Origin of the sequence: Williamsia sp. Leaf354, from assembly GCF_001424365.1 — a bacterium.
Classification (GTDB): domain Bacteria; phylum Actinomycetota; class Actinomycetes; order Mycobacteriales; family Mycobacteriaceae; genus Williamsia_A.
Genome location: NZ_LMPL01000003.1, coordinates 147,412 through 173,108, shown reverse-complemented (window position 1 = coordinate 173,108; position 25,697 = coordinate 147,412). Strand labels below are relative to the sequence as shown.

Genomic DNA, 25,697 nt, shown 5'->3' with positions numbered 1-25,697 from the left:
TGCGTCAGCGTCGCGTGATCAGCGCCCCCAGGGCGCGGCGCGCCCGACGACGGTTCGGTACCACCACACGGTGGTCGAGGATCTGATGGTCGACGGCCTCGATGCGATCGAGGATGTCCCGATAGAGCTCGAACGCTGCGCGGATACCCGGTCGGCTGCGGGGATCGATCAGCGCGATGCCCGGCTCGGCGTCGCGGTAGCGGGCGCGCGTCACCGCGATGCAGTGTGCCAACGCGCGGCGCACCTCCGGTGGTGTGACACCGGTCCTGCGGGCCTCGAACAGCATCGCCTCGTCGACCCCGAACGACGCGAGTTCGTCGGTGGGGAGGTAGATCCGGTCCCGGTCGAGGTCCTCGCCGATGTCACGGATGAAGTTGGTGAGCTGGAACGCCTCGCCGAGCGCGATGGCGGGTTCGCGGGCCGCGTCGGGGTCGAGTGTGCCGATGATGGGCAGCATCTGCAGACCGATGACCGCGGCCGACCCCCACATGTACTCACCGATCTCGGCGAAGGTGCGATACCGCGACCGGAACAGTGCGCTCTGCGGGAGATCCATCCGCATCGAGGCCAGGAATGCGGTGAAGTACGACTCGGGGATGTCGAAACGGGCGATGGTGTCGGCCAAGGCCAGGACCACCTCGTCGACGTCGGAGAGGTCGTCGGTCGGATCGGGTCGCAGAGCGCGGGACAGCTGCGCGTCGATCGCGTCGACACCGCCGACCGGGTCGGGGTGGCCGGGTACGTCGACGATGTCGTCGACCATGCGGGCGAAGCCGTAGAGCGCGTAGACGCCTCGGCGGCGGTCTGCCGGGAGCAACCGCGTGCCGAGGTAGTAGGTCCGACCGTGTGTCGCGGTTGCCTCGAGTCCGCGAAGGTAACCGCGCTCGGTGCGCTCGGCGACGGTCATGACACTCCTGTCGATGGTGACCTCTGCCCGGTCCGGCGGTGCGGTCGTACGAGAATCCGTGATCGCGATGAATCCTTCCGCACCAGCGACCAGCCCGCGAATCCGGCGATCGCCGCCGCGACCAGGAGGTCGACCGGCTCGTAGAGCAGGATCGAGTCGTCGGGCTGGAACACGATCAGCAGGAGGGTGCATGCCGCGACGATCGCGGCGAGCGACCGTCGGCCGAGCAGTGCTGCGCCGGCGAAGACCAGCGCCCAGCTGTAATACCAGGGCAGCGTGGACGGTTCGAGTGCGAGCACCGCGACCATCGCGACCGCGATCCCCACGACCGCCGTCCGCTCGTCGTGGCGGAACCGCCACCACGTCGCGACCAGGATCACCGCGAGTGCGACGGCGCCGACGGTGCGCGCGACGGAGAGCACCGGGGGCAGGGGCAGCGCGGTGAACGGTGCCGCCACCAGCGTCACGAGGTGGGCGACGGCAGTGGGGATGGTGAGCCAGTTGACGATCCGGTCGGCGTAACCCAGGCCCGTCAACCACCCGAGACCGTGCCCGACGACCACGGTCGCGACGGCGAACACCGCCCCGGTGATCGCGACGATCGACGCCACGATCGCGACGACGTCGCGCGGGCGCACAGCGCGCTGCGAACGGATGTGCGCCAACCAGATCCAGAGCACGAACGGGACGGCGATGCCCGCGGTGATCTTGATCGACACCGCGACGGCCACCACCAGCAACCCGACGACGTGCCGTCGCGCGACGACCAGCGCGACCCCGGCGACCAGGAGCCCCGCCATCAGCATCTCGACATGCGGTCCGCCGACGAGATGGATGACGAGCATGGGGTTGAACACCGCGAGCCACAGTGCGATACGCGGATCGCGTCCGAGGCGGCGTGCGAGCGCGGGCACCGCCCAGATCGCGAGCAGCCACCCGGGCAGCATCACCAGACGCATCGCGAACACCCCGGCGACCGGGTTGTCGCCGGTGATCTCGGTGACCCCGCGGGCGATCTCGACGAAGAACGGGCCGTACGGCGCGGTGGTGGTCGCCCACACCTGCGCCATCGAGTCGAGCAGGGGTCCAGGGGAGGTGGCCGGTCCGTCGGTGTAGGGGTTCAATCCGTCCCGTAGCAGCGCGGCCTGGGCCAGGTAGGCGTACACGTCGCGGCTGTACACCGGGACCGCCAGCATCAACGGCAGGGCCCAGGCCGCGGCCCACCAGCGCAACCCCGGCACCTGCTCGTCGACCGCCCCGTCGTCGGTGGGGGCGCCGTCGGTGTCGGGTACGTGGGCGTCGGACCGGTGCGCCAGGAATGCCCGCCCCAGTCGGATCCAGGCCCACACCATGAGCGCCACGCCGGCCCAGAACAGCAGACCGGCAACCGATTTCCCGTGCCCGTAGGTGACCCACGCCATCGACACATCCTGCAGCCACGTGTTCGCGCGGGGGATGTCGCCGACCCCGTAGCTGCCCAGCGTGACGAGGATCGACCCCACGAGACCGAGCCGCAGGGACGCGACGATTGGTCGCCGCAGGCCGGCGGGGGGCGGCGTCGCGGCGGTCACCGCGTCGGCGGACACCGGGCTCACCCGGTGATGCGCTCGGCGGCGAGGCGACCCGACACCAGCACCGGCGGGATGCCGACGCCGGGGACGGTCGAGCTGCCCGCCAGCACCACGTTCACCGCGCCGGGCCACAGGTTGCGGGTGCGCAGCGGTCCCGTCTGCGACAGGGTGTGCGCCGCCGCGAACGGTGTGCCCGCCGACATCCCCGCCCGTGCCCACACGCCCGGGTCGTCGATGCGCATGATCTCCGCGTGCTCGGCGATGCCGCGGTAGCCGCGGCTCTCCAGGACCGAGAGGGTCTCGGCCACATAGGGTCCGGCCAGCGCGGCCCACGGCAGGTCGGCGCTGTCGAGGTTCGGGCACGGCGCCAACACGGTCACCGACTCCATGCCGTCGACGACGAAGTTGCCGGGATCGCTGATCGCGGGCCGGTTCATCAGCAGCGACGGGTCGGTCATCAGACGACCCGAGCGCGCGGTGAGTTCGCGGAAGGTCTCCGTCCACGCGTCGCCGAAGTCGATGGTGTGGTGACCGCCGGGCCAGACCGCGGTGAGGTCGGCGGGTACCCGCAGGTGCGCGACCACGGCGCTGGGGGAGTGCCGGATACGACGTCGCCGTGTCGGAGCCCCGGCGTGGGCCAGCAGTCGGTCGGTGACGGGGGTGTCGGTCGTCATCACCACCGCGTCACAGTCGATCTCACCGTTGTCGGTCACGACGGCCACCGCACGCGGTCCACCCGGTGCGGTGCGGTCGACACGGACCGACTGCACCGGGGTGTCGTACACGACGCTGCCGCCGGCCTCGGTGAGTGCATGCGCCATCACCGCACCGACACGCCCCATGCCGCCTCGCGGATAGGAGACTCCCATACCGATGTCCATGTGGGAGATGACGGCGTAGATGGCCGGGGCCTGCGACGGTGGGACGCCCGCGTAGAGCGCCTGGAAGGTGAACGCCCGCTGCAGTCGGCTGTCGGTGACGAACCGGTTGATCGCGGGGGTGAGTCGCCGCACGGCGCCGATGGTGACGAGATCCTTGACGCCGGTGCGCATCCGGCGTGTGGTCACGTAATCGAGGAGGCCGTCGGTGTTCTGGTCCATGAAGTCGTCGAACTCGACGTCGTAGAGCCGCTGCAGCCAGCTGCGCAGGCGGAGGTATCCCGACTCCTGCTCGGGACCGAACGTCTTGCCGATCGCGGTGGCGAGCTCGTCGGTGTCGCGCGGGACGGCGAAGTCAGTGCCGTCGGCGTAGCGCAGGTGATAGCTGGGGTCGAGCGGGATCAGGTCGAGCATGGCCCGCGCACTCGCGGCCGAGACACCGACGGCGGCCAGCGGTGCCTCGATGAGCGACGGCATCGTCAACACCGATGCGCCGGTGTCGAACAGCGAATCGCCGAGCTTCTCGGTGCGCACCCGTCCGCCCGGTGTGTGTTGGGCCTCCACCACGGTGACGCGCACGCCCTGACCGCGCAGATACAGCGCGGCCGACAGCCCGGACAGGCCCGCCCCCACCACGACGACGTGCTCGACGGGCCCGGTCACCCTACGGTCTCCGGTCACATGCGCCTCCCGGCGATAGCGGTGGCGTACGCCACCAATTCCTCACGCGCCGTTGCCTCGACAGGAGCCGAGGAGAGGATGTCGACCGATTCGTCGACGAGGCGTGTGATGTGGTCCTCGACGGCACGCACGGCGCCGACGTCGTGCAGGATGGCGCGCGCCCGGTCGAGTTCGCGCTCGTCGAGCGGACGCCCGACGAGGCCGCGGAGTTCGGCCGCGACGCGCGGGGCGTCGGCGTCGGCGTTCTGCAGGGCCAGGGCGAGCAGCGCGGTGCGTTTGCCCGCGACGAGGTCGTCGCCGGACGGCTTGCCCGTCCGCTCGGGGTCGCCGAACACGCCCAGCAGGTCGTCGCGGAGCTGGAAGGCGATACCCAGGCCGTCGCCCACCTGTCCCAACGTCGCGACCAGGTCGTCAGGGGCGTCGGCGGCGACGGCACCGAGCTGCAACGGTCGGGCCACGGTGTACCCGGCGGTCTTGAAACGCATCACGCGGAACGCGGCGTCGACCGATTCGTCGTCACCCGCCTCACCGACGACGTCGAGGATCTGTCCGGCGAGGACCTCGGTGCGCATCGCCGACCACACCGGACCGATCCGCGTGCGGATGCCGGGACCGAGATCTGCCGCGATGACGAGGTCGTCGGCCCAGCTCAAGGCCAGGTCACCCAGCAGGATCGCCGTCGACATGCCGAAGTGGTCGGCGTCGCCGGACCACGACCGGTGGCGATGGGTCGCGGTGACCGACCGGTGCACGGTCGGGTTGCCGCGCCGGGTGTCCGACAGGTCGATCACGTCGTCGTGGATCAGCGCGCACGCCTGGATCAGTTCGAGTGCCGCGCACAGATCGAGCGCGGCGACGGCGTCGGACGTGTCGAGAACGCCGCCGGCACACCGGTATCCCGACCACGCGAACACCGGGCGGACCCGCTTGCCCCCGCTCAGGGTGAACGTCGTGATCAGGTCGGTCAGGTCGGCGACCTCGGGCGCGATGGCCGCCGTCTGCTCGCGGCGAGTGGCGAAGACCCGACGCAGCCGGGCCTCGGCCGCGGCCGGTACGTCACGCAACGACACCGGCACCCGGTCGCCGTCGGTCGGGGTGACGGCGAGTTCGGCGCCCGGCGCACCGGTCACCGATCTCCCCCGCGGGTCTCACCGGTGCACACCATGACCTCGACATTACCGACCCGACGATCCGGCCACGTCGCAGGCGGGGACGCCCACCGTATGATCGCCACGTGACCTCACCGATCGCCTCGCCCACCGTCGTCTCACGGTTGTCCGAGCCGCACAGCGGCCCGGTGCCGTTCTCGGTCGAGTTCTTCCCGCCGAAGGACGCGCCCGCCGAGGAACGCCTCTGGCGCGCCGTCCGCATCTTCGAGCGTCTGCGCCCCGCGTTCGTGTCGCTCACCTACGGCGCCGGTGGCGGTACCCGCGACCGGACCGTGCGGATCGCCGGGGAACTCGCCCGCGAGACCACCTTGACCACCGTCGCCCACCTCACCGCGGTCAACCACAGCCTCGACGAGCTCCGCGCGATGGTCGGCTCGTACGCCGATCAGGGCATCACCAACGTCCTCGCGCTCCGCGGCGACCCGCCCGGCAACCCGATGGGCGAATGGGTCAAGCACCCCGAGGGCGTCGCCTACGCCGAGGAACTCGTCCGCCTGGTCGGCGAGCTCGGTGACTTCCAGGTCGGTGTCGCCTCGTTCCCCGAGGGCCACCACCGGTCGCCGACGCTCGACGAGGACACCCGCTTCCTGCTCGGCAAGCTGCGCGCCGGTGCGGAGTACTCCATCACGCAGATGTTCTTCGACGTCGAGGACTACTTCCGTCTGCGCGATCGGGTGGTCGCCGCCGACCCCGAGCAGGGCGCCAAGCCGATCATCCCCGGCATCATGCCGATCACGTCGCTGGCGTCGGTGCGCCGCATGCTCGAGCTGTCGGGGTCGAAGCTGCCCGCCGACGTCGATGCCCGGCTCACCGCGGCCGCCGGCAACGACGAGGAGGCCAACCGTGAGGCGATCCGCGCGGTCGGCATCGACCTCGCGACGGAGATGTCGGAACGACTCATCGCCGAGGGTGCACCGTGCCTGCACTTCTGCAGCCTGAACTTCGCGCGCGCCACCACCGAGGTGCTCGACCGCCTCGGCATGAACGTCCTCGTTCCCTGACGGGCGGCGTACCGGTCAGCTGATCGACCGGCCCTTCCACTCGAGTCGGCCGGTGAGGGTGTGCACGGCCGAATCGGCGATGAGTGCGGCGGCGACCGCCATCGACACCGGGTGGGCCGCGGCGTCGAGGACGTCCGACGGTGCGAGGGCATCGGTCTCGACCCGGCGGGAGACGACTCGTCCCGCCGCACCCATGACGAGGGCGAGCACCGCAGGCCCGCGCCGTGGGCCGAGCACGGCCCGCGCGGCCGGGGCCACGTAGCCCAGCAGCAGCGCGACGACGACCGCCCAGGATCCGCGCGCGCCACCGAATTCCGTTGCGGTCCAGCGTCGGTACCCCGCCCGCAGGTCATCGCCGGAGCGATACATCCGACACCGCACCAGGTGACCGCCGCTGCGATTGACGGTACGCATCCCGGCGCGACGGAACGCCCGAGCCAACGCGATGTCGTCGGCGGGCTCGGCGGCCACCGAACGGTGCCCTCCGACATCGCGGTAGGCCCCGAGTCGTGTGGTCAGGAACTGACCGTTGGCCACCGCGGTCGAGGTCCGCAGCTGCCGCTCGGTGACCGACTGCGGCAGCATCGAGAACCACGACCAGAACAGCAACGGCTGCACCACGCGTTCGAGCGCCGATCCGACGATCTGTGCGGGCCACACCGACAGCAGGCCGGGCGGGGGTCCCGGCGCGTCGGCGAGGGAGTCGAACACCGCGACCGCCGCGGCGATGGCGTCGGGCCCCAGCCGCACATCGGCGTCGACGAGACACAGCCGGGTGTCCGGCGGGTCGTCGGCGAGGTCGGCGGTCAACCGGTGCAACCCCCACGCCTTCCCCGTCCAGCCCGGGGGTTTCGGAGTGCGTGCCCCGTCGACCACGACGAGACGATCGTCGCCGTCGATCGCACGGCGGGCGACCTCGGCGGTCCCGTCGGTGGACTCGTCGTCGTAGACACGCACCCGGAGATCGTCCACACCTCGCTGGGCACGCAGGTCGGCGACGATGTCGGCGATCACCTCGGCCTCGTCCCGCGCGGGGACGAGCACCACCACCGGCGCGGCCACCGGATGCCGCGGTGCACTCAGCGCATGGACGTGTCGGGCGTTGACCGCAGCCATCGCCAGACCCGAACCGGCCAGGACGAGGGGGACGACGTCGACGGCGGTCATCGGTGGCCGGTGCCGTCGGACGATCCTCATCCGACTCCCGTCCTGCGTTGCACCGTCAGGTCAGGTCAGCTTCGACCGACGCGGGGTGAGGCGTCGCGCGTGGTGTAGGCGACGCCACCGATGATGAGCACGACCGCGAGCGTGATGCCGGCCAGGAGCCACGTCCAGTCGCCGAACGCCGCGGTGCCGGGATCGGAGTAGTTCGCCTCGGCACTCAGATCGGTCACCTTGCCCGCGTCGGGAGTCCAGGTCACCGTGTCGTCGGACGACTGCTTGCCGTTGGTGGCGCTGATCGGCCCGGCGAACTGCACGGTCAACGAGACCAGGTCCTGCCCGGCGGTCAGGCTGCTCAGGTCGGTGGAGCCACGGAACCGCACCACGTCGCCGTTGCGTTTGGTGCTCAGGTCCATGCTCACCGGACTGTTGGGGTATGCCTCGAGCAGCAGGTCGCCGAGTTCGTTGAACTGCCCGACCGGTAGCGCGCTGTAGGTGACACGGGTGCCCACCATGCCGTTCTCGGAGTACGCGTCGGCAACGACGCTGCCCGCCATCGACTGCGGGATCTCGATCTGTGGTCCCTTGCTGTCGCCGGAGGCCTTCGCGGCGACCACGAGTTCGCCCCACAGACGATCCCCGACGTACGGCGAGCGTTCCATGCAGGACGTCAGCGACAGCGCACCGAGGAGCACGAGCAGCGCCGCGGCCGCGATGCGCACGGCGGGTCGACGGGTGCGGGACCGCGGGGCGAGACGGTGGGGCGGCAGGACCGGGGAGACGGGCACCACGACATCGTGCCAGGTCGAGTGGGTCACCGACGACGACCCGCCGGGTGCGGTGCGTCGGCGCGTGTCGCGGTGTGCGGGGTCGGGCGGCGTCGCGTCGCGACGGCGACGATCGCGGGCACCGCCACCACGCCCATGCCGACGATGCCGTAGGCGACACCCGAGCGCAGCGCGCCGTTCTCGAGAAGGAAGATCTGCGCGAACGCGGAGCCCGCCCAGGTCCACCACAACCACACGAGCGGCACGACCGGTGCCGCGGCCCGTTCGACGTCGGGAGGGTCGAGGAGTTCGAACACCAGCATGACGACGAGTCCGACCGCAGCCCAGCCGGCGAAGTTGGTGAGCGGTATGGCCTCCATCCCCGGCAGCCCCGCGTCCTCGGAGTCCCAGCTCCACAGACCCGCCGCGACCATCTGCGGATCGAGATAGAGATCCCAGCTCACCAGACCGACGACCCCGATCGCGATGCGGCCCGCCCGCGCGGTCGGCACGACGAAGGCTGCCACCCGCCAGACCGCGTACGCACCCATGAACCACGCGGCGGTGATGAGGATCGGGACATCGGCGACGGCCGGCCCGATGCGGTCGGTGGCGTATCCGTAGGCGCCGAAGGGGAACCCGGTCCGGGTGCCGACGACCTCGGCGGCGAACACGATGGCCGACACCGCGGCGATGATCGCGACGGCGCGACCCGGGCCCCGGCGGGCGACGACGTCGACGACCATCGCGATCGACCCCGCGCACAGCACCACCATGGTCGCGGTGTCGCGCGCCGATCCCTCGACGAGCGAGTAGACGATCTGGGCGAGCACCCAGGCGGCGACCGCGGCGAGTGACACCACACGGGCGGTCCCGGTGGTGTCGCGCGCGGCGGGCGGGTCGATCATGTCCGTGACCTGCCGACCACCGGTGCCCTGCGGCGCACCGCCGTCCACGCCGAACCCAGTGCCTCGCGAACGTTGTCGGCGAGGCCGGCGCGATCGGAGAGCACGAGATCGGCGGCGAGTGCTCCGCTGATACCGCTGACGCCACCACCCGGATGGGTCGAGGCGCCGGCCAGGTAGAGACCCGGAACCCCGGGCACACGATGGCCGCCGAGGTCGGGATGGGGCCGGAAGGCGAACATCTGGTCCATCGACATCTCGACGTGCATCACGTTGCCGCCGACGAGGCCCAGCTCGTCCTCGATGCGGTCCGGGGTCTGTACGTGCACGTGTTCGACTGTGGACGAGAAGCCGGGGGCCTGTCGATCCATCTCGGCGATGATGTCGTCACCGGCCCGGTGTGCGAGGTCGGTCCACGAACGGTTCTCGGCCAGGTGACGTGGGTGCCACTGCGACCACAGGGTGATCGAGTGTCGTTGCGGCGGTGCCAGTCCCGGATCGATGGCCGAGTAGCTCATGGCCACCAACGCCGGGCGGCGGGGGAGCTGCCCCGCGCGGGCGTCGCCGTAGGCCGCGGCCAGGTGAGCCCGGTCGGAGACGAGCAGTCCGAGACCCGAGTGGACGCCGTGGGCGGGGAGATCCGACGGCAGCCCGGGGTAGTCGGGGAGTGCCGTGGCACCGATCCGCACGGCACTGCCGATGCCCGGGCCGACCTCGATCCGGCTCTGCCACCGGCGCACCTGCTCGGGGGCGACACCGCCGGCGGCCAGCGCGTCGAGGGTGGTGAGGATGTGGCACGCCGCGACGACCGACCGCGCGCGGCGCACCGCACCGCCCGCCGACGTCACCCGCCAGTGGTCTCCGGTCCACGCGAGCGATTCGACCGGTGCGTCGAGGACCAGTTCGCCGCCGTGCGACCGCAGGGCCGAGACGAGCGCCTCGGTGAGCGCGCCGCTGCCACCGACCGCGCGCCCGGGCGGCAGGGTGTGCATCAGCGCCGCGATGCCGACCATCGGCGCGGTACCCGGCTCACTCATCGGCGGTCCCGACTGCGCGCCGAACCACGCGAGTGCGGCCTTGAGGCGCTCGGAGTCGAACCAGCTGTCCAGCAGGGCATCTCCGGAGCGGAGGAACTCCTGGGCGAGATTCGCCCCGGCGGCCCGGCCGGTGACGCCGTCGCGGGTGGGCATGCCCCAGAACGAGCGCGCGAACCCGCCGACGGTGGGGCGGTGGGCGAACATCCGCATGACCGCCGCCGACCGCGGTCCCCACACGGCGACGAACCGTCGGTACGCGTCGGCCTCGCGCGCACCGCACGCGGCCTCGATGGAGGTGCAGGTCGCGTCGAGGTCGGTCCGGAAGACGATCGCCGGTGAGTCGCCGTCGGCGGGTGCGAACGCCCATGGGTCACAGTCGATGTAGCGCAGGCCGTGCGATCCGAGCGACAGGTCGTCGATGATCGAGGTGTGCCGGATCATGATGTGGGCCGAGGATCCGCGGTCGACCCGGTAGCCGGGGAACCGGGCCACCGTGGACACGGCGCCACCGGGGATGGTGTCGCGTTCGACGACGGCCACGTCGAGGCCCGACTGCGCGATATACGTCGCCGCGACGAGTCCGTTGTGACCGGCACCCACCACGATCGCGTCGTGGATGCGGGCGTCACTGCTGGTCGTCATGGGGGCCCATCGGTAGTCGGCGTCCGAGGACGGCGAAAGGTCGCGGATCGCCCGCGAAGCTGAAATGGCGGAGCAGATCGGCGAAACCGACCCGCCGGTACAGACGCCACGCGCGGTTGTCGTCGGCGGGTACCTCCGGTGTGGAGAGCAGGACGCTGCTCTCGCTCCGGTCCGCGAGGAGTCGCTCGAGCAGTGCCTCGCCGATGCGGTGACCCTGCAGGCGGGGGTGCACGTGGAGTTCGGTGAGTTCGAAGTAGTCGCGGGTGATCTCGTCGATCTGCTCACGTGTGTACCCGCCGTGCCGCAGTCCTGCGCAGAGCTGTTGATGCCACCACTGGTCGCCCGCGCCGGTGTAGCCGTAGGCGATGCCGACCAGTGACCCGCCCGCCGGGCCTCCCGTCGCGTCGTCGGGGGAGCGGTAGGCCCCGACCGCGGTCCAGCCGGGTCGTCGCATGTGATCGCGCCACAGCGGGGAGCGGTGTGTCTGGGTCCCCCGGGGGTATCCCATGGCCTCGACGTAGACGTCGAGAGCAGGGTTCAACCAGTCCCCGGCGTCGTCGGGGGCGAGGCCGACCAGGCGAACAGACACCGTTCTCCGCCTCCTCTTGAGACCTTGTCGGGGGGTAGCTATATTGAATAGGTCGAACGGGTGTTCGAGTACTCAACCTCCGCGACGAGTCTCATCGTGACCCGACGACCGACGGCCGGTCCGGCGGTGGACGAGGGAAGCGTCTGCGGCCGGGCCGGTCCGATCGTCGTCCGGCCCGTCCGGGTTCCGGTGGGCAGCGGTTGTTCCATTGCTCACGTTGTCGGTGGTCGGCGGTATGACTGATCCGTCCGATGGGGTTGAACCTCCACAGGTACACGAACAGACCAGAGAGGGGTGTGACGATGACCGGAACGCGTACGACGACTCGACGCACCGCCACGGTCGATCCACGACTGGCGCTGCGTGCCCGCGAGCTGCTCGGTCGCGCCGAGGCCATGGCGGCGCACGCTGCCGATTCCCCGGAACCGACAGAGCAGCTCCGAGCGCTCTACCTCGCCGCCCTGCGTGCAGCCGGTGCAGCGCTGGTGGTCGGGGAGAAATCCACTACCCGTCCGCGTCGAGGCCCGGTGAGCGCCTGGGCGCGCCTTCCGCGGGCACTGCCGGAGCTCACCACCTGGGCCACCTACTTCGCGGGGCTCTCGCGTCTGCGAGCCGACATCGAACTGGGCGTCGTCCGCGACGTCGACCCGGGGACCGTGCAGGCCACCCGGACCCGTCTGGTCGACTTCATGGACGAGGTACAGGCGCAGGTCGTCGCCTTCGAGCACGGCACACGGGCGACCGCGGGCCACCGGCCGGCGACTCTGACCGAACTCTCAGCCGGGTAATGGTGGTCGGTTTCTCGATCACCTCGTATCATCGACAACAGGGCTCGCCACACGAGCCCACCGACCCCGACACACCTGCCGCGGGTATGCGTTGGACACCGTCCGGTCACCGGACCGAAGTGCTGTAAGGAGGGGCGGTGCCACTCTCGGAGCACGAGCAGCGAATGCTCGAACAGATCGAGAACGCGCTGTACGCCGAAGATCCCAAGTTCGCGTCGAATGTCCGGCGTCGACGGGTACGCGGCGGGTCGACGACGCGTAAACGGCTTCAGGCCGCGGTCCTGTTCGTCGTCGGGTTGCTGCTGCTGATCGGTGGGCTGGTCGTCGACGTCACTGTCGGCGGTTTCCCGATTCTCAGCCTCGTCGGATTCCTCGTCATGTTCGCCGCCGGGCTCATCGCGCTGTGGGGCATCGGCTCGTCCGCGCCGCCGGCGTCGGGAGCCACCTCGGAGTCCTCGTCGGGACGTCGTCCGCGGGGCAACGGGTCACGCTCGTTCAGTGAGCGGATGGAAGAGCGCTTCAACCGACGGTTCGAACAGGAATGATCCTCCGCAGGGCCTCGACGGCCCCGCACTGACCTCACACACGAGACCGCGCACCGATTCCCGGTGCGCGGTTTCGTCGTTCTCGGGGTGATCGCCGCCCGGGCCTTCGTGCCCACCGATCCCCACTTTCCTCCACCGCGCTCGCCCACAGGCCTTCGGCGTCCGGTGCGGACGATCCTCGGTGACGAAACCCCAGGTCGTCTCGGTCGGCGGTGATCGGTCGACTTCCAGTCGCCCCACCACTTTTCTTACCCTTGACCTGCTGTTTCGTGATCGAGCACGAACATGTCGGTCATCTGGGGGTGGAAAGTGGGGGGAAGTGGGGTACTGTGGTGCACGGAGGAGAGAGTGCCGGACTCGCGACTCCGCCCGGCAGGAGGTGTGGGGAGAACATGTTCCTCGGCACACACCTGCACAAGTTGGACGACAAAGGGCGGCTCACGCTTCCCGCGAAGTTTCGAGAGCAGTTGGCAGGAGGGATGATGGTCACTCGCGGTCAGGACCACAGCCTCGCGATCTACCTGCCCGAGGACTTCGTGGAGCGGGCGAAACGAGCCGCTGCGGCGTCCAAGGTGGATGAGAAGGCGCGGATGTACCAACGTCATCTCAACTCCAGCACCGAGGAGATGGTGCCGGACGCACAGGGACGGATCACCCTGTCGTCCAAGCACCGGACCTACGCAGGCCTCACCAAGGAATGCGCGGTGATCGGCAACTACGACTACGTCGAGATCTGGGATGCCCAGGCCTGGGAGCAGTACGAGTCCCAGCACGAGGAGAGCTTCTCGCGGGCCGACAACCCGTCCCTGGAGAACATCCTGTGATCACCGGGTCCCGCCGCCGGAGGACCTCGGCGGGACCGCACGGCCCGGTTCGCCTCGGCGAGTTCAGGCCTCTGCCCGAGATGTCCCTGGCGCACTTCCCCAGCGCCAGGTCCGTCATCGGGCAGGGACCCGTACTCACCGCAACGACCTCCCGGCCGCGCCGACAGCACGACGCCGTGTCGTGCTGCCGGCGACCGGTCCGATCGACCCGCACCGCACAGCGCAGCCACTCCGAAAGGCCTCCGGTGGAGCACAAGTCGGGCGAACACGGTCACATCCCGGTGATGGCGGAACGGATGATCGACCTCATCGCTCCCGCCCTCACGCACACCGCTCCCGACGGCACCGGCGCCACGTTCGTCGATGCGACCCTGGGAGCCGGCGGCCACAGCGAACTCGTCGCGAACCGATTCCCCGGCGTCGCGATCATCGCCATCGATCGCGACGGCAACGCCGTGTCGTCGGCGTCGGAGCGGTTGGCGCCCTTCGCCGATCGCGTCACCATCGTCCGGCGGCGCTACGACGAGATCGCCGACGTCCTCGCCGACGGCGGTCGAACGCGATACGACGCGGCCCTGTTCGACCTCGGCGTCTCGTCGATGCAACTCGACCAGCACGATCGCGGGTTCGCGTATTCCGTCGACGCCCCGCTGGACATGCGGATGAACGACAACGACACGCTGACCGCCGCGGACATCCTCAACACCTACTCGCACGGCGAGATCGCCCGTGTGCTGTCGGAATACGGCGAGGAACGGTTCGCGGGCAAGATCGCCTCGGCCGTTCTCCGTGAGCGGGAGCACCAGCCCTTCGACACCAGCGCCCGACTGGTGGAGCTGATCTATCGGGCGATTCCCGCGGCGACCCGTCGGACCGGTGGCCATCCCGCCAAACGCACCTTCCAGGCGTTGCGGATCGAGGTCAACCGCGAGATGGAATCGCTGCAGCAGGCGATGCCCGCGGCCGTGGATCACCTCGCCGTCGGTGGACGCCTGGTGGTGATGAGCTACCAGTCGCTCGAGGACCGCATCGTCAAGCGGGAGTTCGCACATCGGGTCACCTCGAAGACACCGCCCGGGCTGCCGTTCGATCTCCCCGGGACCGCTCCCGAGTACCGGTTGGTCACCCGCGGGGCCGAGCGCGCCGACGATGCCGAGATCGCGTCGAACCCGCGATCGGCGCCGGTTCGACTCCGCGCGATCGAACGGCTGGCCCCGCGATGACCGCGCCCCACCCTGCCGGTGGCGCACGCATGACGCACGAGATGAACGAGACGGCGACGGATGTCGTGACGATGGAGGTACGGCGATGACCGTGGCAGACCGAGGCGCGTTCGTCGCCGGGGCGACCGACACCGATGCGACCCACAGCGGTTCGCCGGACTCCGATGCGACGGACACCGACTGGGATCCTGATCTCGACGAGGCGGGCGGGTCGGCATCGGGGACGAGACGGCGTCGTGACCGCACCGGGGTGGCCGACCGCCCGCGGGAGAACCGGTCTCCGGCCGCGCAGCGTGCCATCGATCGGCGCCGTCGTCGGGCGACCCAGCGGTCGACGACCACCCTCGTCGACCGCCGCGAACGGCCGACCGGCGGTGTCCTCGCCCGCATCGTGGCCTCACCCGCAGATCTGTTGCGGCGGATGCCGTTCGCCGTGCTGGTCGTCGCGATCCTCGCCGTCGGTCTCGGTCTCACGTTGTGGCTGTCGACGACGGCGGCGCAGACGTCCTACGAACTCTCGGCCAAACGCCAGGAGAACCAGACACTGATCGACCGCCGGGACGCCCTGAAGAAGTCCTTCGAGTCCGGTGACTCGGCGCCCGAACTGTCCGACAAGGCAACCGCATTGGGGATGATCCCGGCGAGCAACGTGCCACGTCTCGTCGTCGCACCCGACGGTCGCACGCGCGTCGAGGGCGAGATCGCGCCCGCCACCGGGACCGCGGCGCCGTCGATGAACGCCGGTCGGCCCACCGCCGTGACCCCGCAACCGGGTTCGTCCACCGGTGGCAACACCGCCGCGCTGCCCGCCTCGGCTGGGGTGCCGGGCGCCGCCGCGGCCGACGAGCCGTTGGCCTCGAATGTGCTGCCGGGTGCCTCCGGGAGCGCGGCGGCTCCGAACGCCACGGCGCCGAATCCCACCCCGGGTGCGGCGCCCGCGGGATCGGCTGCCCCGTCTGCGAATTCGACCGCTCCGACGAGTGCGCCACGAACGCCCGCCGCCCCGTCCGGCTCTGTCCAGACCGCGCCCGGTTCGGCCGATTCGCAGATCCCGCGCTGATCGCGACCGCGCCACGCCGACCGTGATGCGGGCCGAAATCGTTCACACAGTGGAGAATTGGGTCATGTCAGCTTCTCGTACGTGCGTTGCCGACGCGCGGTCCACCGGTGCGATCGCGTCGAGTGATCGCGGTCTCCGATGAGCGCCGACAAGCGTCGGCGACCGCCGGCCGCCGCGCGCAAGTCCGCGTCCGGGACCGCCAACCGTGCCGACTCGCGGGCACGGCCCCGCCGAGCGTATTCGGCGGGCATCCGCGACGACGCCGGCGTCACCGCACGCGGTGACGGGGCGCGGCAGTTCATCACCCGCACCCGTCTCGGTGCGCTGGTGATGGGTCTCGCCGTCGCGCTGGTCGCCGGAAAGCTGCTGATGCTCCAGACCGTCGAGTCGTCGTCGCTCTCGGCCCAGGCCGCCGATCAGCGAGCCGTGGTCGAGACGTTGCCCGCGAAGCGGGGCGCCATCGTCGACCGCAACGGCAAGCCGATCGCCTACACCGACGAGGCGCGAGCGCTCACATTCCAGCCGGTGCGCGAGCGGGCGGCGATCGACGCCGCCCACGCCAAGGACCCGTCGGTGCCGGACTCGGCGACCCGTATCCGCCAGATCGCCTCCGGTGTCCACGATCTCCTCGGTGGCGCGGTGTCCCAGGAGTCGCTGCAGCAGCAGCTGGCCAGCTCCGAACCCTTCGTCTATCTCGCGCGATCGGTCAGCCCCGAGGTGGCGGGCAAGATCACCGACGAGTTCCCCGAGGTCGGCGCCGAACGGCAGGACATCCGCCTATACCCGGGAGGCCCGCTGGCGGCGAACATCGTGGGCGACGTCGACTTCGACGGCAACGGGCTGATCGGCCTGGAGTCCTCGATGGACTCGGCGCTCGCTGGCACCGACGGTTCGCAGACCTATGATCGCGGCTCCGATGGTGCGGTGATCCCCGGCAGCACCCGCAACGTGCACCCGGCCGAGAACGGCAAGACCGTCGAGCTGACCATCGACTCCGACGTGCAGTGGTTCGTGCAGAACCAGGTGCAGAAGGCCAAGGAGCTCTCCGGCGCCCGCAACGCCTCGGCGGTGGTGCTCGACGCCAAGACCGGCGAGGTCGTCGCGATGGCGAACGACAACACCTTCAACCCCGCCAAGCCGCTCGCCGAACAGGGCAGCGCCCAGCTGGGCGACCTGCCGGTGACGTCGCCGTTCGAACCGGGCTCGGTGAACAAGCTCGTGACCGCCTCGGCGGCCATCGAATACGGACTGACCGATCCGACGCAGGTGCACCAGGTGCCGGGCAGCATCGATCTCGCCGGTGTGACCGTCCGCGATGCCTGGGTACACGGTGTCGCCCCGTACACGACCACCGGCATCTTCGGGAAGTCATCGAACGTCGGGACCCTGATGCTGGCCAAGCAGGTCGGCCAGGATCGGTTCGCGAACATGTTGCAGCGCTTCGGTCTCGGCCAGCGGACGCAGGTGGGTCTGCCCGGTGAGAGCGCCGGGGACGTGCCCGCCCGCAGTCAGTGGTCGGGTGGCACGTTCGCCAACCTCCCCATCGGACAGGGCCTCTCGATGACGCTGCTGCAGATGACGAGCATGTACCAGACGATCGCCAACGACGGTGTGCGCGTCGCCCCGCGGATCATCCGGTCGACCGGCGACGACGCCGCCGACGCTCCCGCGGGGGTGCGGGTGGTCAGCCCGCAGACGGCGACCACCGTCCGCAACATGTTCCGCGCCATCGTGCAGTCGGACCCCACCGGCGAACAGCAGGGCACCGGATCGAAGGGGGCGGTACCCGGGTACCAGGTGAGCGCGAAGACGGGTACGGCACAGCAGGTCGATCCCAACTGCGGGTGCTACTCCAACTCGAACTACAACATCACCTTCGCGGGCATCACCCCCGCCGACAACCCGCGCTTCGTCGTCGGCATCATGCTCGACCGTCCGACCCGCAGCACCGATGGATCGGGCGGCCAGTCGGCGGCACCGCTGTTCGAGAGCATCGCCGCGTGGATGCTCCAACGCGATCGCGTCCCGCTCTCGACGAGCCCGACGCCGAAGATGATCCTGCAGGCCGCCTGACCTCCGGCGCGCCGTCGCTGACGGCCCGGGCCCCAGTCGACGCCGCGTAGGGTGATCTGCCGGGCGGTCGCTCGACCGGCCATCAGGGCTCGCGCGGTGCCGCCCACCGCGAACGACGCAGACGAGAGGGGTGCGCGATGGCCGAATCGGGGACGCGCCAGCCCCCGCCGACACGCACCTCCGGCGACCCGACCCGACCGAGTCATGTGGAACCGTGCGGGGTCGACACGCTGGCAACCGCCTCGGGAGCCCGTATCGGCCTCGTCGGATCGGCGTCGCCGAACGTCGGCGTCACCGGTGTGACCCTGCGTGCGCAGGACACCCGGCCGGGCGATCTGTTCGCCGCACTGCCCGGCGCTCGAGCCCACGGTGCCCAGTTCGCCGCCCAGGCGGTCTCCGCCGGGGCCGCCGCCGTGCTCACCGACGCCGCCGGCGCCGCACTCGTCACCGAGGCCATGGCCGCCGCGGACACACCGTCACCGTCGTTCGTGGTGCTCGTGCACCCTGATCCGCGCAGCGTCCTCGGCGACCTCAGCGCCCGCGTCTACGGGAACCCGTCGCTGCGACTGCGCCTGATCGGCATCACCGGGACCTCCGGCAAGACCACCTCGAGTTACCTGACCGAGGCCGCGTTGATGGCCGCGGGCCAGACCGTGGGACTCATCGGCACCGTCGAGACCCGGGTCGCCGGTGTGCGACAGGACAGTTCGCTGACCACCCCCGAGGCGCCCGCGCTGCAGGGGATGCTCGCCGCCATGGGTGAACAGGGTGTCGACACCGTGGTGATGGAGGTGTCGAGCCACGCGTTGGAGCTCGGTCGGGTTCGTGGGAGCTCCTTCGCGATCGGCGGTTTCACGAATCTCTCGCAGGACCACCTCGACTTCCACCCCACGATGGTCGACTACTTCGAGGCGAAAGCTCGTCTGTTCCGGCCGGATTCACCCGAGCACGCCCTCCGCTCCGTCGTCTGCGTCGATGACGGGTGGGGTGCCCGGATGGCCGAGATCGTCGGGCACGGCGTGGTGACGGTGTCGACGCGCCACAGCTCGGCCGACTGGTACGCCGGACCGTCCCGACTGCGCGACGACGGGTCGCAGGTCGTCACCGTCCGCGATCCGCAGGGCGCACCGCACACGCTGCGGGTGCCGCTTCCCGGTCGGTACAACGTCGCCAACGCCCTGATCGCCCTGGCCATCGCCGACGCCGCCGGGGTGTCGATCACCGACGCCGTCGCGGGCATCGCGGGGGTCGCGGTCCCGGGTCGTGTCGAGCTGGTCGACGAGGGTCAGGATTTCCTCGCCGTCGTCGACTACGCCCACAAGCCGGCCGCCGTCGAGGCGGTCATCGCGACCCTGCGCGGACAGACCAACGGTCGTCTGGCGGTCGTGGTCGGTGCCGGCGGCAACCGGGACACCGGCAAACGCCCGCTGATGGGGGAGGCCGCCGCGCGGGGCGCCCATCTGGTGATCGTGACCGACGACAACCCCCGCGACGAGGACCCCGCCGCCATCCGCGCCGAGGTGCGGGCCGGCGCCGAACAGGTGGAGCGTGGCGAGCGCCCGACCGGATCGGAACCGATCGTCGAGATCGGCGACCGCGCGGCCGCCATCGCCCACGCCGTCGCGTGGGCACGGGCGGGCGACACGGTGCTGGTCGCGGGCAAGGGCCACGAGAGTGGCCAGGAGATCGCCGGCGTGAAGACCCCCTTCGACGATCGAGACGTGCTGCGGCGGGCACTCGCCGACCGTCAGGAGACGACATGACCCCCCACATCCGCGTGATCGACCGCGCCGGAGCCGCCGATACGACGACGTCGGACACCGACGAGGCGACGAACCGCGTACGCGACGCGCTGCGGACACTCGTGCAGACCGCCCGCGAGGGAGGCCGCGACGAGGGTGGCGGTCGGAGCTGGGCCGTGCTCGGCGAGTTCGGCGGCACCGAGCCCGACAACGATCGCGCCGTCGCCCACGATCGGGTGGGTCGACTGGCCGTGCGACTCGCCGTCGACATCGTGATCGCGGTCGGTGAGACCCGTATCGTGCGCGCGTTGCACCAGGGCGCGGTGATGGAGGGGTCGTGGGGCGACGAGGCACGGATGGTCGCCGACGCCGACGCCGCCGTGGAGATGCTGCTGGCCGAGATCGGCGACGGCGACGTGGTGCTCGTCGCGGGCGACGGATCCGATTTGTCGGCGGTCACGCGCAACCTGTTGGATGGCCAACGGTGTGTGGCCACACTCGTGGAGTCCCCGAACGGGACCGAGCGCTGATCCGCCCACCCGAGACACTGCCCTCGAGACGACCCCGGACGGAGACGAGAAGGTGACGCAGATCCTGATAGCCGGCGCTGTCGCGCTCGCGGTGTCGATCCTGCTGACCCCGGTGCTCATCCGGGTGTTCTCCCGCCAGGGATTCGGGCAGGAGATCCGTGTCGAGGGTCCGCAGAGCCACCAGACGAAGCGCGGCACCCCGTCGATGGGTGGCGTCGCCATCATCGCCGCCCTCTGGGCCGGCTACTGGGCGTCGCACCTGACCGGTCTCATCAACGGCGGTCAGGGTCCGAGCGCCTCGGGGATCCTGGTGCTCTCGCTCGCGACCGTCCTCGGCGGCGTCGGGTTCCTCGACGACTTCATCAAGATCCGCAAGCAACGCAACCTCGGCCTCAACAAGACGGCGAAATCGGTCGGGCAGCTCGTCGCGGCCCTGCTGTTCGGCGTGCTGGCCCTGCAGTTCCGCAACGGCAACGGTGACGCCCCGGCGAGCGTGAAGCTGTCCTACGTCCGCGACATCAACGCTGTCACCCTCGGCTCGGTCGCCTTCGTCATCTTCTGCTGGCTCGTCGTCGCCGCCTGGTCGAACGCGGTCAACTTCACCGACGGTCTCGACGGCCTGGCCGCCGGTTCGATGGCGATGGTGCTCGGTTCCTATGTGCTGGTCACCTTCTGGCAGTACCGCAACGCCTGCTCGGGTGGACCGAAGGCAGGCGCCGACGTCAGCGCGGGCTGCTACAACGTGCGCGACCCCCTCGACCTCGCGTTGATCGCGGTGGCCGGTGGTGGCGCGTGCCTGGGCTTCCTGTGGTGGAACGCCGCGCCGGCGAAGATCTTCATGGGTGACACGGGGTCCCTGGCGCTGGGCGGGATGCTCGCGGGCCTGTCCATCACCACCCGCACCGAGCTGCTCATGGTCGTCGTGGGTGCGCTGTTCGTCGCCGAGATCGTCTCGGTGGTCATGCAGATCGCGTTCTTCCGCACCACGGGGCGACGGGTGTTCCGCATGGCGCCCTTCCACCATCACTTCGAGCTCGGCGGCTGGGCGGAGACCACGGTCATCATCCGGTTCTGGCTGCTGACCGCGATCGCCTGCGCGCTGGGCCTGTCGCTCTTCTACAGCGAGTTCCTGACGTCCAACGGTGGGTGAGGTGAGCCGAGGAGGCGCCGCTGCTCCCGCGACGCTGCCCGATCTCCCCGGTCTGCGGGTCGTCGTCGCCGGAGCCGGGACCGCGGGGGCGTCGGCCGCCCGATTCCTCGCCGCGCGCGGCGCGGTGGTGACCGTCGCCGACGGCCGACCCGCGGCAGGTGCGGCTCTCGCCGACGCCGGTGTCGCGGTGGTGAGCGTCGACGCCGCGGTCGCCGACCTGCAGGCCGACCTTCTGGTCGTGTCGCCGGGGTTCCGGCCCGACTCGCCGCTGGTGCTCGCCGCCCGCGCCGCGCGGATCCCGATCTGGGGTGAGGTCGAACTCGCCTGGCGCGTGGACGTGTCGGGACTGCTCGGCCCACGACGGACGTGGGTGGTGATCACCGGGACCAACGGCAAGACCACCACCACCTCGATGGTCGAGGCCATCGTCGAGGCGTCGCCGCACACGGTGGCCGCCTGCGGCAACATCGGGTTGCCGGTGCTCGACGCCCTCACCCGGACCCCCCGCGTCGAGATCCTGGCCGTCGAGATGTCGTCGTTCCAGCTGCACTGGGCGCCGTCGGTGGTCCCCGACGCCGGTGTCGTGCTCAACATCGCCGAGGACCACCTCGACTGGCACGGCTCGATGGACGCCTACGTCGCGGCCAAGGTCGGCGCACTGCGCGGACCGGTGGCGGTCATCGGCGCCGACGACCCCGTGGCGGGCGCGCTGTCGGCGACGACCCAGGGAGCACGCACGATCGGTGTGCGCATCGACTCTCCGATCGGCGGTGACATCGGTGTCGTGGCCGGTGTCCTGACCGATCGCGCGTTCACCGCGCCGGGGGAGTCGCCGCGATCCATCCTGCCCGTCGCCGACATCCGGCCGGCCGGTCTGTCGGGGGTCGTCGACGCGGCCGCGGCCGCGGCCCTGTGCCTGGCCGTGGGGGTCGACATCGGCGCCGTGACGGCCGGGCTCGCCGGTTTCGTCCCGGGCCGCCATCGTGGTGAGACCGTCGCCACCCTCGACGGGGTGGCGTTCGTCGACGACTCGAAGGCGACGAACCCCCATGCGGCGCAGGCGTCGATCGATGCCCACGAGCGAGTGGTCCTGGTGGCCGGGGGCCTGCTGAAGGGTGCTGCGGTCGACGATCTGTTCGCTGCGACGGCCGATCGGCTGGCCGGGGTGGTGGCGATCGGTACCGACCGTGAACTGGTGGCGTCGGCGATTGCGCGACACGCCCCTGCAATCCCAACAGTCACACTGTTCACAGGGGACGATGGCCGGGTGACAGCCACGCCGCTCGCGCCACCCGACGTCGACGGCGTCGCGACCGCCCCGTCCGACGGCGTCGAGGGCGCCCGCGCCGCCGCTCGCTCGGCCCACCAGGCCGATGCACGGCGCACCGATGAGGCGCCCGCGGCCGACCGCGTCATGGACGCGGCCCTCGTCGCGGCATGGTCGATGATCGAGTCCGACCGCGCGGCAGGTGGCCGGCCCGATGCCGTGCTGCTCGCCCCGGCCGCGGCCTCTCTCGACATGTTCGCCGGCTACGGGGTGCGGGGCGACTCCTTCGCGCGGGCCGCGGTGACCATCGGTGCCGATCCGGTGGGCCCGACAGACGCGTCGGCACGCCGATGACCGCGGCATCCGACGGCGTGCGCCGTGCCGGAGCCTGGTGGGACGGCCCGCGGGGCGTCATCGACGCCGTGCTGCGCCGACCGCTCGCGTCGTTCCATCTGATCGTGACGCTCACGGTGATCCTCACCGTGTTCGGCCTCGTGATGGTCCTCTCGGCGTCGTCGGTCGAGGGGTACTCCAAGAGTGGGTCGGCGTATGGCCTGTTCACCACCCAGGTCGTGTTCGCGATCCTCGGCACCGTCCTGTTCTACGTCGCGTTGCGCATCCCGGTGCGGTTCATGCGCCGCCTCGCGGTGCCGTCGATCTTCGTGACCACACTGCTGCTCGCGCTGGTGCTCATCCCGGGCGTCGGCACCGAGAGTCAGGGCGCGCAACGATGGTTCGTCGTCGGCGGCCTCTCGATCCAGCCCTCCGAACTCGTGAAACTGGCCCTCTGTGTGTGGGGAGCCCACCTGCTCTCGGCGCGACTGCGTGACCACGCATCGCTCAAGGAGCTCCTGGTCCCGCTCGTGCCGGTCGCGATCCTCATCTGCACCCTGATCATCCTCGAACCCAACCTCTCCACGACGATCACGATCGCCATCATCGTCGGCACCCTGCTGTGGTTCGCCGGCCTGCACCTGAAGGTGTTCGCGATCTTCGTGGTGTCCGGTGCGGCCATGGCGATCGCGCTCGCGATGGTCGAGGGCTACCGCTCCGAGCGCGTCCAGAGCTTCCTGGGCAACATCGACGACCCGCAGGGCGCGGGGTACCAGGCTCGGCAGGCCCGCTATGCGTTGGCCAATGGCGGCCTGTTCGGTCAGGGTCTCGGGCAGAGCCGCGCGAAGTGGAACTATCTGCCCAACGCCCACAACGACTTCATCTTCGCGATCATCGGTGAGGAACTGGGCCTGCTGGGCGGGTTGCTGGTCATCGGACTGTTCGTCCTGCTGGCGTTCGTCGGACTGCGCATCGCGCTGCGGGCCGTCGACCCCTTCCTGCGGATGATGACCGCGACCATCACCGTGCTCATCAGCGCCCAGGCGCTCATCAACATCGGCTACGTCATCGGCCTGCTCCCCGTCACCGGCATCCAGCTCCCCCTGCTGTCGGCCGGAGGAACGTCGACGTTCACCGTGTTGGTCATGCTCGGTCTGCTGGCCAACGCCGCCCGCCATGAACCGGAAGCCGTCGCGGCACTCGCCGCGACCGGCGACGGACGCATCGGTCGGTTCCTGCGTCTGCCGCAACCCGAGTCGTACGCACCTCCGCGCGTCCAGGCCTGGCGTGCGCGCCGCGACCGGCTGGCCGACCCGTCGGGTCTGCCGTCCCGCACCGCGCCTCCGCGGGTCCGCACCGCCGCAACCGATCCGCGCACCACCGACCGCCGCGCTCGCCGTGGACCGGCCGCCTACTTCGGTTTCGGTGCGACGGCACCCGATCCCGAGCCCTCGGGCCGTCGGGGCGCACGGTCGGGCCGTCGCGTCCCGGAACGCTCGCCGTACGTGCGCAGCGAGTACGCACGCACCGAGTACGTCGGTGACGTCCGTCCGCGCCGGTATGACACCGGGGGACAGGGCCGTTCGGCACCTCGTGTGCGGTATCGCACCTACCCCGAGGCGATGCCGACGGCCCGCGCATCACGGCACGACGACACGATGAGCCCGAGGTATCGCCGGTGACCCGCACCGACCGCGACGGGCCGATCTCGGTCGTGGTTGCCGGCGGCGGCACCGCCGGCCACATCGAGCCGGCGCTGGCCGTGGCCGACGCGATCCGGGCGATCGAACCCGACGCCCGCATCACGGCGCTGGGCACGCCGCGCGGACTGGAACGCACCCTCGTCCCCGAGCGCGGCTACACCCTCGAGATGATCCCGCCGGTCCCGTTGCCGCGCAAGGTCAATCGCGATCTGTTCTCGGTCCCGCTGCGGCTGCGGTCGTCGGTGCGCGCCACCCGGCGCATCCTCGCCGCCGTCGATGCCGACGTGGTCATCGGCTTCGGCGGGTACGTCGCGCTGCCTGCGTACCTCGCCGCACGGGGTCACGTCCTGCGTCGCTCGCGTATCCCGGTGGTGATCCACGAGGCGAACGCCAGCGCCGGCATCGCCAACAAGGTCGGCGCGCGTTTCGCCGACCGGGTCCTCGCCGCCGTCGACGGCTCCGGTCTCGACGCCGAGGTGGTCGGCATCCCCGTCCGGGGATCGCTGGCAGGCCTCGACCGCGCCGCGACCCGCGCCCAGGCCCGTCACTACTTCGGACTCGACCCCGACGCGCCGACACTGCTCGCCTTCGGTGGATCGCAGGGTGCGCGCACCATCAACGAGGCGGTCGCCGACTCCGCCGACGCACTCGGGCGAGCGGGCATCGGCGTGCTGCACGCCCACGGCCCGAAGAACACCGTGGCACCGTCGTCGCCGCCCGGCGCGCCCCCGTACGTCTCGGTCGGCTACCTCAAACGCATGGACCTCGCCTACGCCGCAGCCGATCTCGTGATCTGCAGGTCCGGCGCGATGACGGTCGCGGAGATCTCCGCCACCGGCCTGCCCGCCGTCTACGTGCCGCTGCCCCACGGCAACGGCGAACAACGTCTCAACGCACTGCCCGTCGTCGAGGCCGGCGGCGGCGTGTTGCTCGACGACGCGGACCTGACCGCGCAGTGGGTCGCCGACACCGTCCCCGGTCTCCTCGGCGACCCCGACCGGCTGGCCGTGATGTCGCAGGGTGCCCGTCAGGTCGGGCATCGCGACGCGGCCGCGGCCGTCGCACAGGCAGGACTCGACGCCGCCCGGGCGCGGCGGGGGTCGTCGTGACGCCCCCGACGCCGACCGTGCCGGCGTTGCCCGCCAAACTCG

Annotated in this window: 22 protein-coding genes; 13 read left to right on the top strand and 9 right to left on the bottom strand. The window is 70.8% G+C overall.

All coding sequences use genetic code 11. From position 1 onward, the window contains the following. Positions 1 to 4 precede the first annotated feature (4 nt). The 4 genes from ASG12_RS12315 to ASG12_RS12300 are packed head-to-tail and all read right to left on the bottom strand — an operon-like array spanning position 5 to position 5,167. Positions 5 to 907 carry a phytoene/squalene synthase family protein gene (locus ASG12_RS12315; RefSeq protein WP_055789920.1) on the bottom strand — a complete coding sequence of 301 codons (903 nt, stop codon included), beginning with the start codon at positions 905 to 907 and terminating at the stop codon, positions 5 to 7. Continuing rightward, the gene (locus ASG12_RS12310) at positions 904 to 2,502 is read right to left on the bottom strand and encodes an alpha-(1->6)-mannopyranosyltransferase A (RefSeq protein WP_443089092.1); all 1,599 of its coding nucleotides are present in this window, start codon (positions 2,500 to 2,502) and stop codon (positions 904 to 906) included. The genes ASG12_RS12315 and ASG12_RS12310 overlap by 4 nt, the downstream gene beginning before the upstream one ends. Beyond that, complete coding sequence (crtI, locus tag ASG12_RS12305; RefSeq protein ID WP_235456724.1) at positions 2,499 to 4,019, bottom strand: phytoene desaturase family protein; 1,521 nt, start codon at positions 4,017 to 4,019, stop codon at positions 2,499 to 2,501. The genes ASG12_RS12310 and crtI overlap by 4 nt, the downstream gene beginning before the upstream one ends. 14 nt (positions 4,020 to 4,033) lie before the next feature. After that, positions 4,034 to 5,167, bottom strand: coding sequence for a polyprenyl synthetase family protein (locus tag ASG12_RS12300; protein ID WP_235456722.1), 1,134 nt, complete (start codon positions 5,165 to 5,167; stop codon positions 4,034 to 4,036). Positions 5,168 to 5,271: 104 nt separating this feature from the next. Between ASG12_RS12300 and metF the strand changes: the two genes are divergently transcribed. Then, positions 5,272 to 6,207, top strand: a complete 936-nt coding sequence (metF, locus tag ASG12_RS12295; protein WP_045823087.1) for a methylenetetrahydrofolate reductase [NAD(P)H] — start codon at positions 5,272 to 5,274, stop codon at positions 6,205 to 6,207. A gap of 15 nt (positions 6,208 to 6,222) precedes the next feature. Here metF and ASG12_RS12290 read toward each other — a convergent pair whose 3' ends face one another. The 5 genes from ASG12_RS12290 to ASG12_RS12270 form a co-directional block, all read right to left on the bottom strand. Continuing rightward, positions 6,223 to 7,374, bottom strand: a complete 1,152-nt coding sequence (locus ASG12_RS12290; RefSeq protein ID WP_082501941.1) for a glycosyltransferase — start codon at positions 7,372 to 7,374, stop codon at positions 6,223 to 6,225. 65 nt (positions 7,375 to 7,439) lie between these two features. After that, positions 7,440 to 8,186: an LppM family (lipo)protein gene (locus ASG12_RS12285; RefSeq protein ID WP_055789914.1), complete on the bottom strand. Its 747-nt coding sequence runs from the start codon at positions 8,184 to 8,186 to the stop codon at positions 7,440 to 7,442. Next, on the bottom strand, positions 8,183 to 9,043 hold the full coding sequence (locus tag ASG12_RS12280) for a carotenoid biosynthesis protein (RefSeq protein WP_055790789.1): 861 nt from the start codon (positions 9,041 to 9,043) through the stop codon (positions 8,183 to 8,185). The genes ASG12_RS12285 and ASG12_RS12280 overlap by 4 nt, the downstream gene beginning before the upstream one ends. Next, complete coding sequence (locus ASG12_RS12275) at positions 9,040 to 10,719, bottom strand: phytoene desaturase family protein (protein WP_082501940.1); 1,680 nt, start codon at positions 10,717 to 10,719, stop codon at positions 9,040 to 9,042. The genes ASG12_RS12280 and ASG12_RS12275 overlap by 4 nt, the downstream gene beginning before the upstream one ends. Further along, on the bottom strand, positions 10,703 to 11,308 hold the full coding sequence (locus ASG12_RS12270; protein WP_055789911.1) for a GNAT family N-acetyltransferase: 606 nt from the start codon (positions 11,306 to 11,308) through the stop codon (positions 10,703 to 10,705). The genes ASG12_RS12275 and ASG12_RS12270 overlap by 17 nt, the downstream gene beginning before the upstream one ends. Before the next feature lie 302 nt (positions 11,309 to 11,610). Between ASG12_RS12270 and ASG12_RS12265 the strand changes: the two genes are divergently transcribed. From ASG12_RS12265 to murG, 12 genes are all read left to right on the top strand, one after another. Continuing rightward, complete coding sequence (locus tag ASG12_RS12265) at positions 11,611 to 12,096, top strand: SAV_6107 family HEPN domain-containing protein (RefSeq protein ID WP_156378076.1); 486 nt, start codon at positions 11,611 to 11,613, stop codon at positions 12,094 to 12,096. Positions 12,097 to 12,233: 137 nt separating this feature from the next. Then, entirely contained in the window at positions 12,234 to 12,641 is a 408-nt protein-coding gene (locus tag ASG12_RS12260; protein WP_055789905.1) for a DUF3040 domain-containing protein, read from the top strand. A 392-nt stretch (positions 12,642 to 13,033) separates the two neighbouring features. Beyond that, a complete protein-coding gene (gene mraZ / locus ASG12_RS12255; protein WP_045823082.1) occupies positions 13,034 to 13,465 on the top strand; it encodes a division/cell wall cluster transcriptional repressor MraZ in 432 nt (143 codons plus the stop codon). 245 nt (positions 13,466 to 13,710) lie between these two features. Further along, positions 13,711 to 14,688 carry a 16S rRNA (cytosine(1402)-N(4))-methyltransferase RsmH gene (gene rsmH / locus ASG12_RS12250; protein ID WP_327197949.1) on the top strand — a complete coding sequence of 326 codons (978 nt, stop codon included), beginning with the start codon at positions 13,711 to 13,713 and terminating at the stop codon, positions 14,686 to 14,688. Between the two features lie 85 nt (positions 14,689 to 14,773). Beyond that, positions 14,774 to 15,748, top strand: coding sequence for a hypothetical protein (locus tag ASG12_RS12245; RefSeq protein WP_055789902.1), 975 nt, complete (start codon positions 14,774 to 14,776; stop codon positions 15,746 to 15,748). A gap of 138 nt (positions 15,749 to 15,886) precedes the next feature. Beyond that, the gene (locus ASG12_RS12240; RefSeq protein ID WP_082501939.1) at positions 15,887 to 17,821 is read left to right on the top strand and encodes a peptidoglycan D,D-transpeptidase FtsI family protein; all 1,935 of its coding nucleotides are present in this window, start codon (positions 15,887 to 15,889) and stop codon (positions 17,819 to 17,821) included. Between the two features lie 137 nt (positions 17,822 to 17,958). Beyond that, complete coding sequence (locus ASG12_RS12235) at positions 17,959 to 19,584, top strand: UDP-N-acetylmuramoyl-L-alanyl-D-glutamate--2,6-diaminopimelate ligase (RefSeq protein ID WP_055789897.1); 1,626 nt, start codon at positions 17,959 to 17,961, stop codon at positions 19,582 to 19,584. After that, entirely contained in the window at positions 19,581 to 20,093 is a 513-nt protein-coding gene (locus ASG12_RS12230; RefSeq protein WP_156378075.1) for a glutamate ligase domain-containing protein, read from the top strand. The genes ASG12_RS12235 and ASG12_RS12230 overlap by 4 nt, the downstream gene beginning before the upstream one ends. Positions 20,094 to 20,145: 52 nt before the next feature. Next, complete coding sequence (gene mraY / locus ASG12_RS12225) at positions 20,146 to 21,243, top strand: phospho-N-acetylmuramoyl-pentapeptide-transferase (protein ID WP_055789894.1); 1,098 nt, start codon at positions 20,146 to 20,148, stop codon at positions 21,241 to 21,243. Between the two features lies 1 nt (position 21,244). Then, positions 21,245 to 22,864 (top strand): UDP-N-acetylmuramoyl-L-alanine--D-glutamate ligase, encoded by a 1,620-nt coding sequence (gene murD / locus ASG12_RS12220; RefSeq protein WP_055790782.1) that lies wholly within the window; start codon positions 21,245 to 21,247, stop codon positions 22,862 to 22,864. Beyond that, the gene (ftsW, locus tag ASG12_RS12215) at positions 22,861 to 24,525 is read left to right on the top strand and encodes a putative lipid II flippase FtsW (RefSeq protein WP_200932775.1); all 1,665 of its coding nucleotides are present in this window, start codon (positions 22,861 to 22,863) and stop codon (positions 24,523 to 24,525) included. The genes murD and ftsW overlap by 4 nt, the downstream gene beginning before the upstream one ends. Further along, complete coding sequence (murG, locus tag ASG12_RS12210; RefSeq protein WP_055789892.1) at positions 24,522 to 25,655, top strand: undecaprenyldiphospho-muramoylpentapeptide beta-N-acetylglucosaminyltransferase; 1,134 nt, start codon at positions 24,522 to 24,524, stop codon at positions 25,653 to 25,655. Before ftsW ends, murG begins: the two co-directional genes overlap by 4 nt. Positions 25,656 to 25,697: the final 42 nt, after the last annotated feature.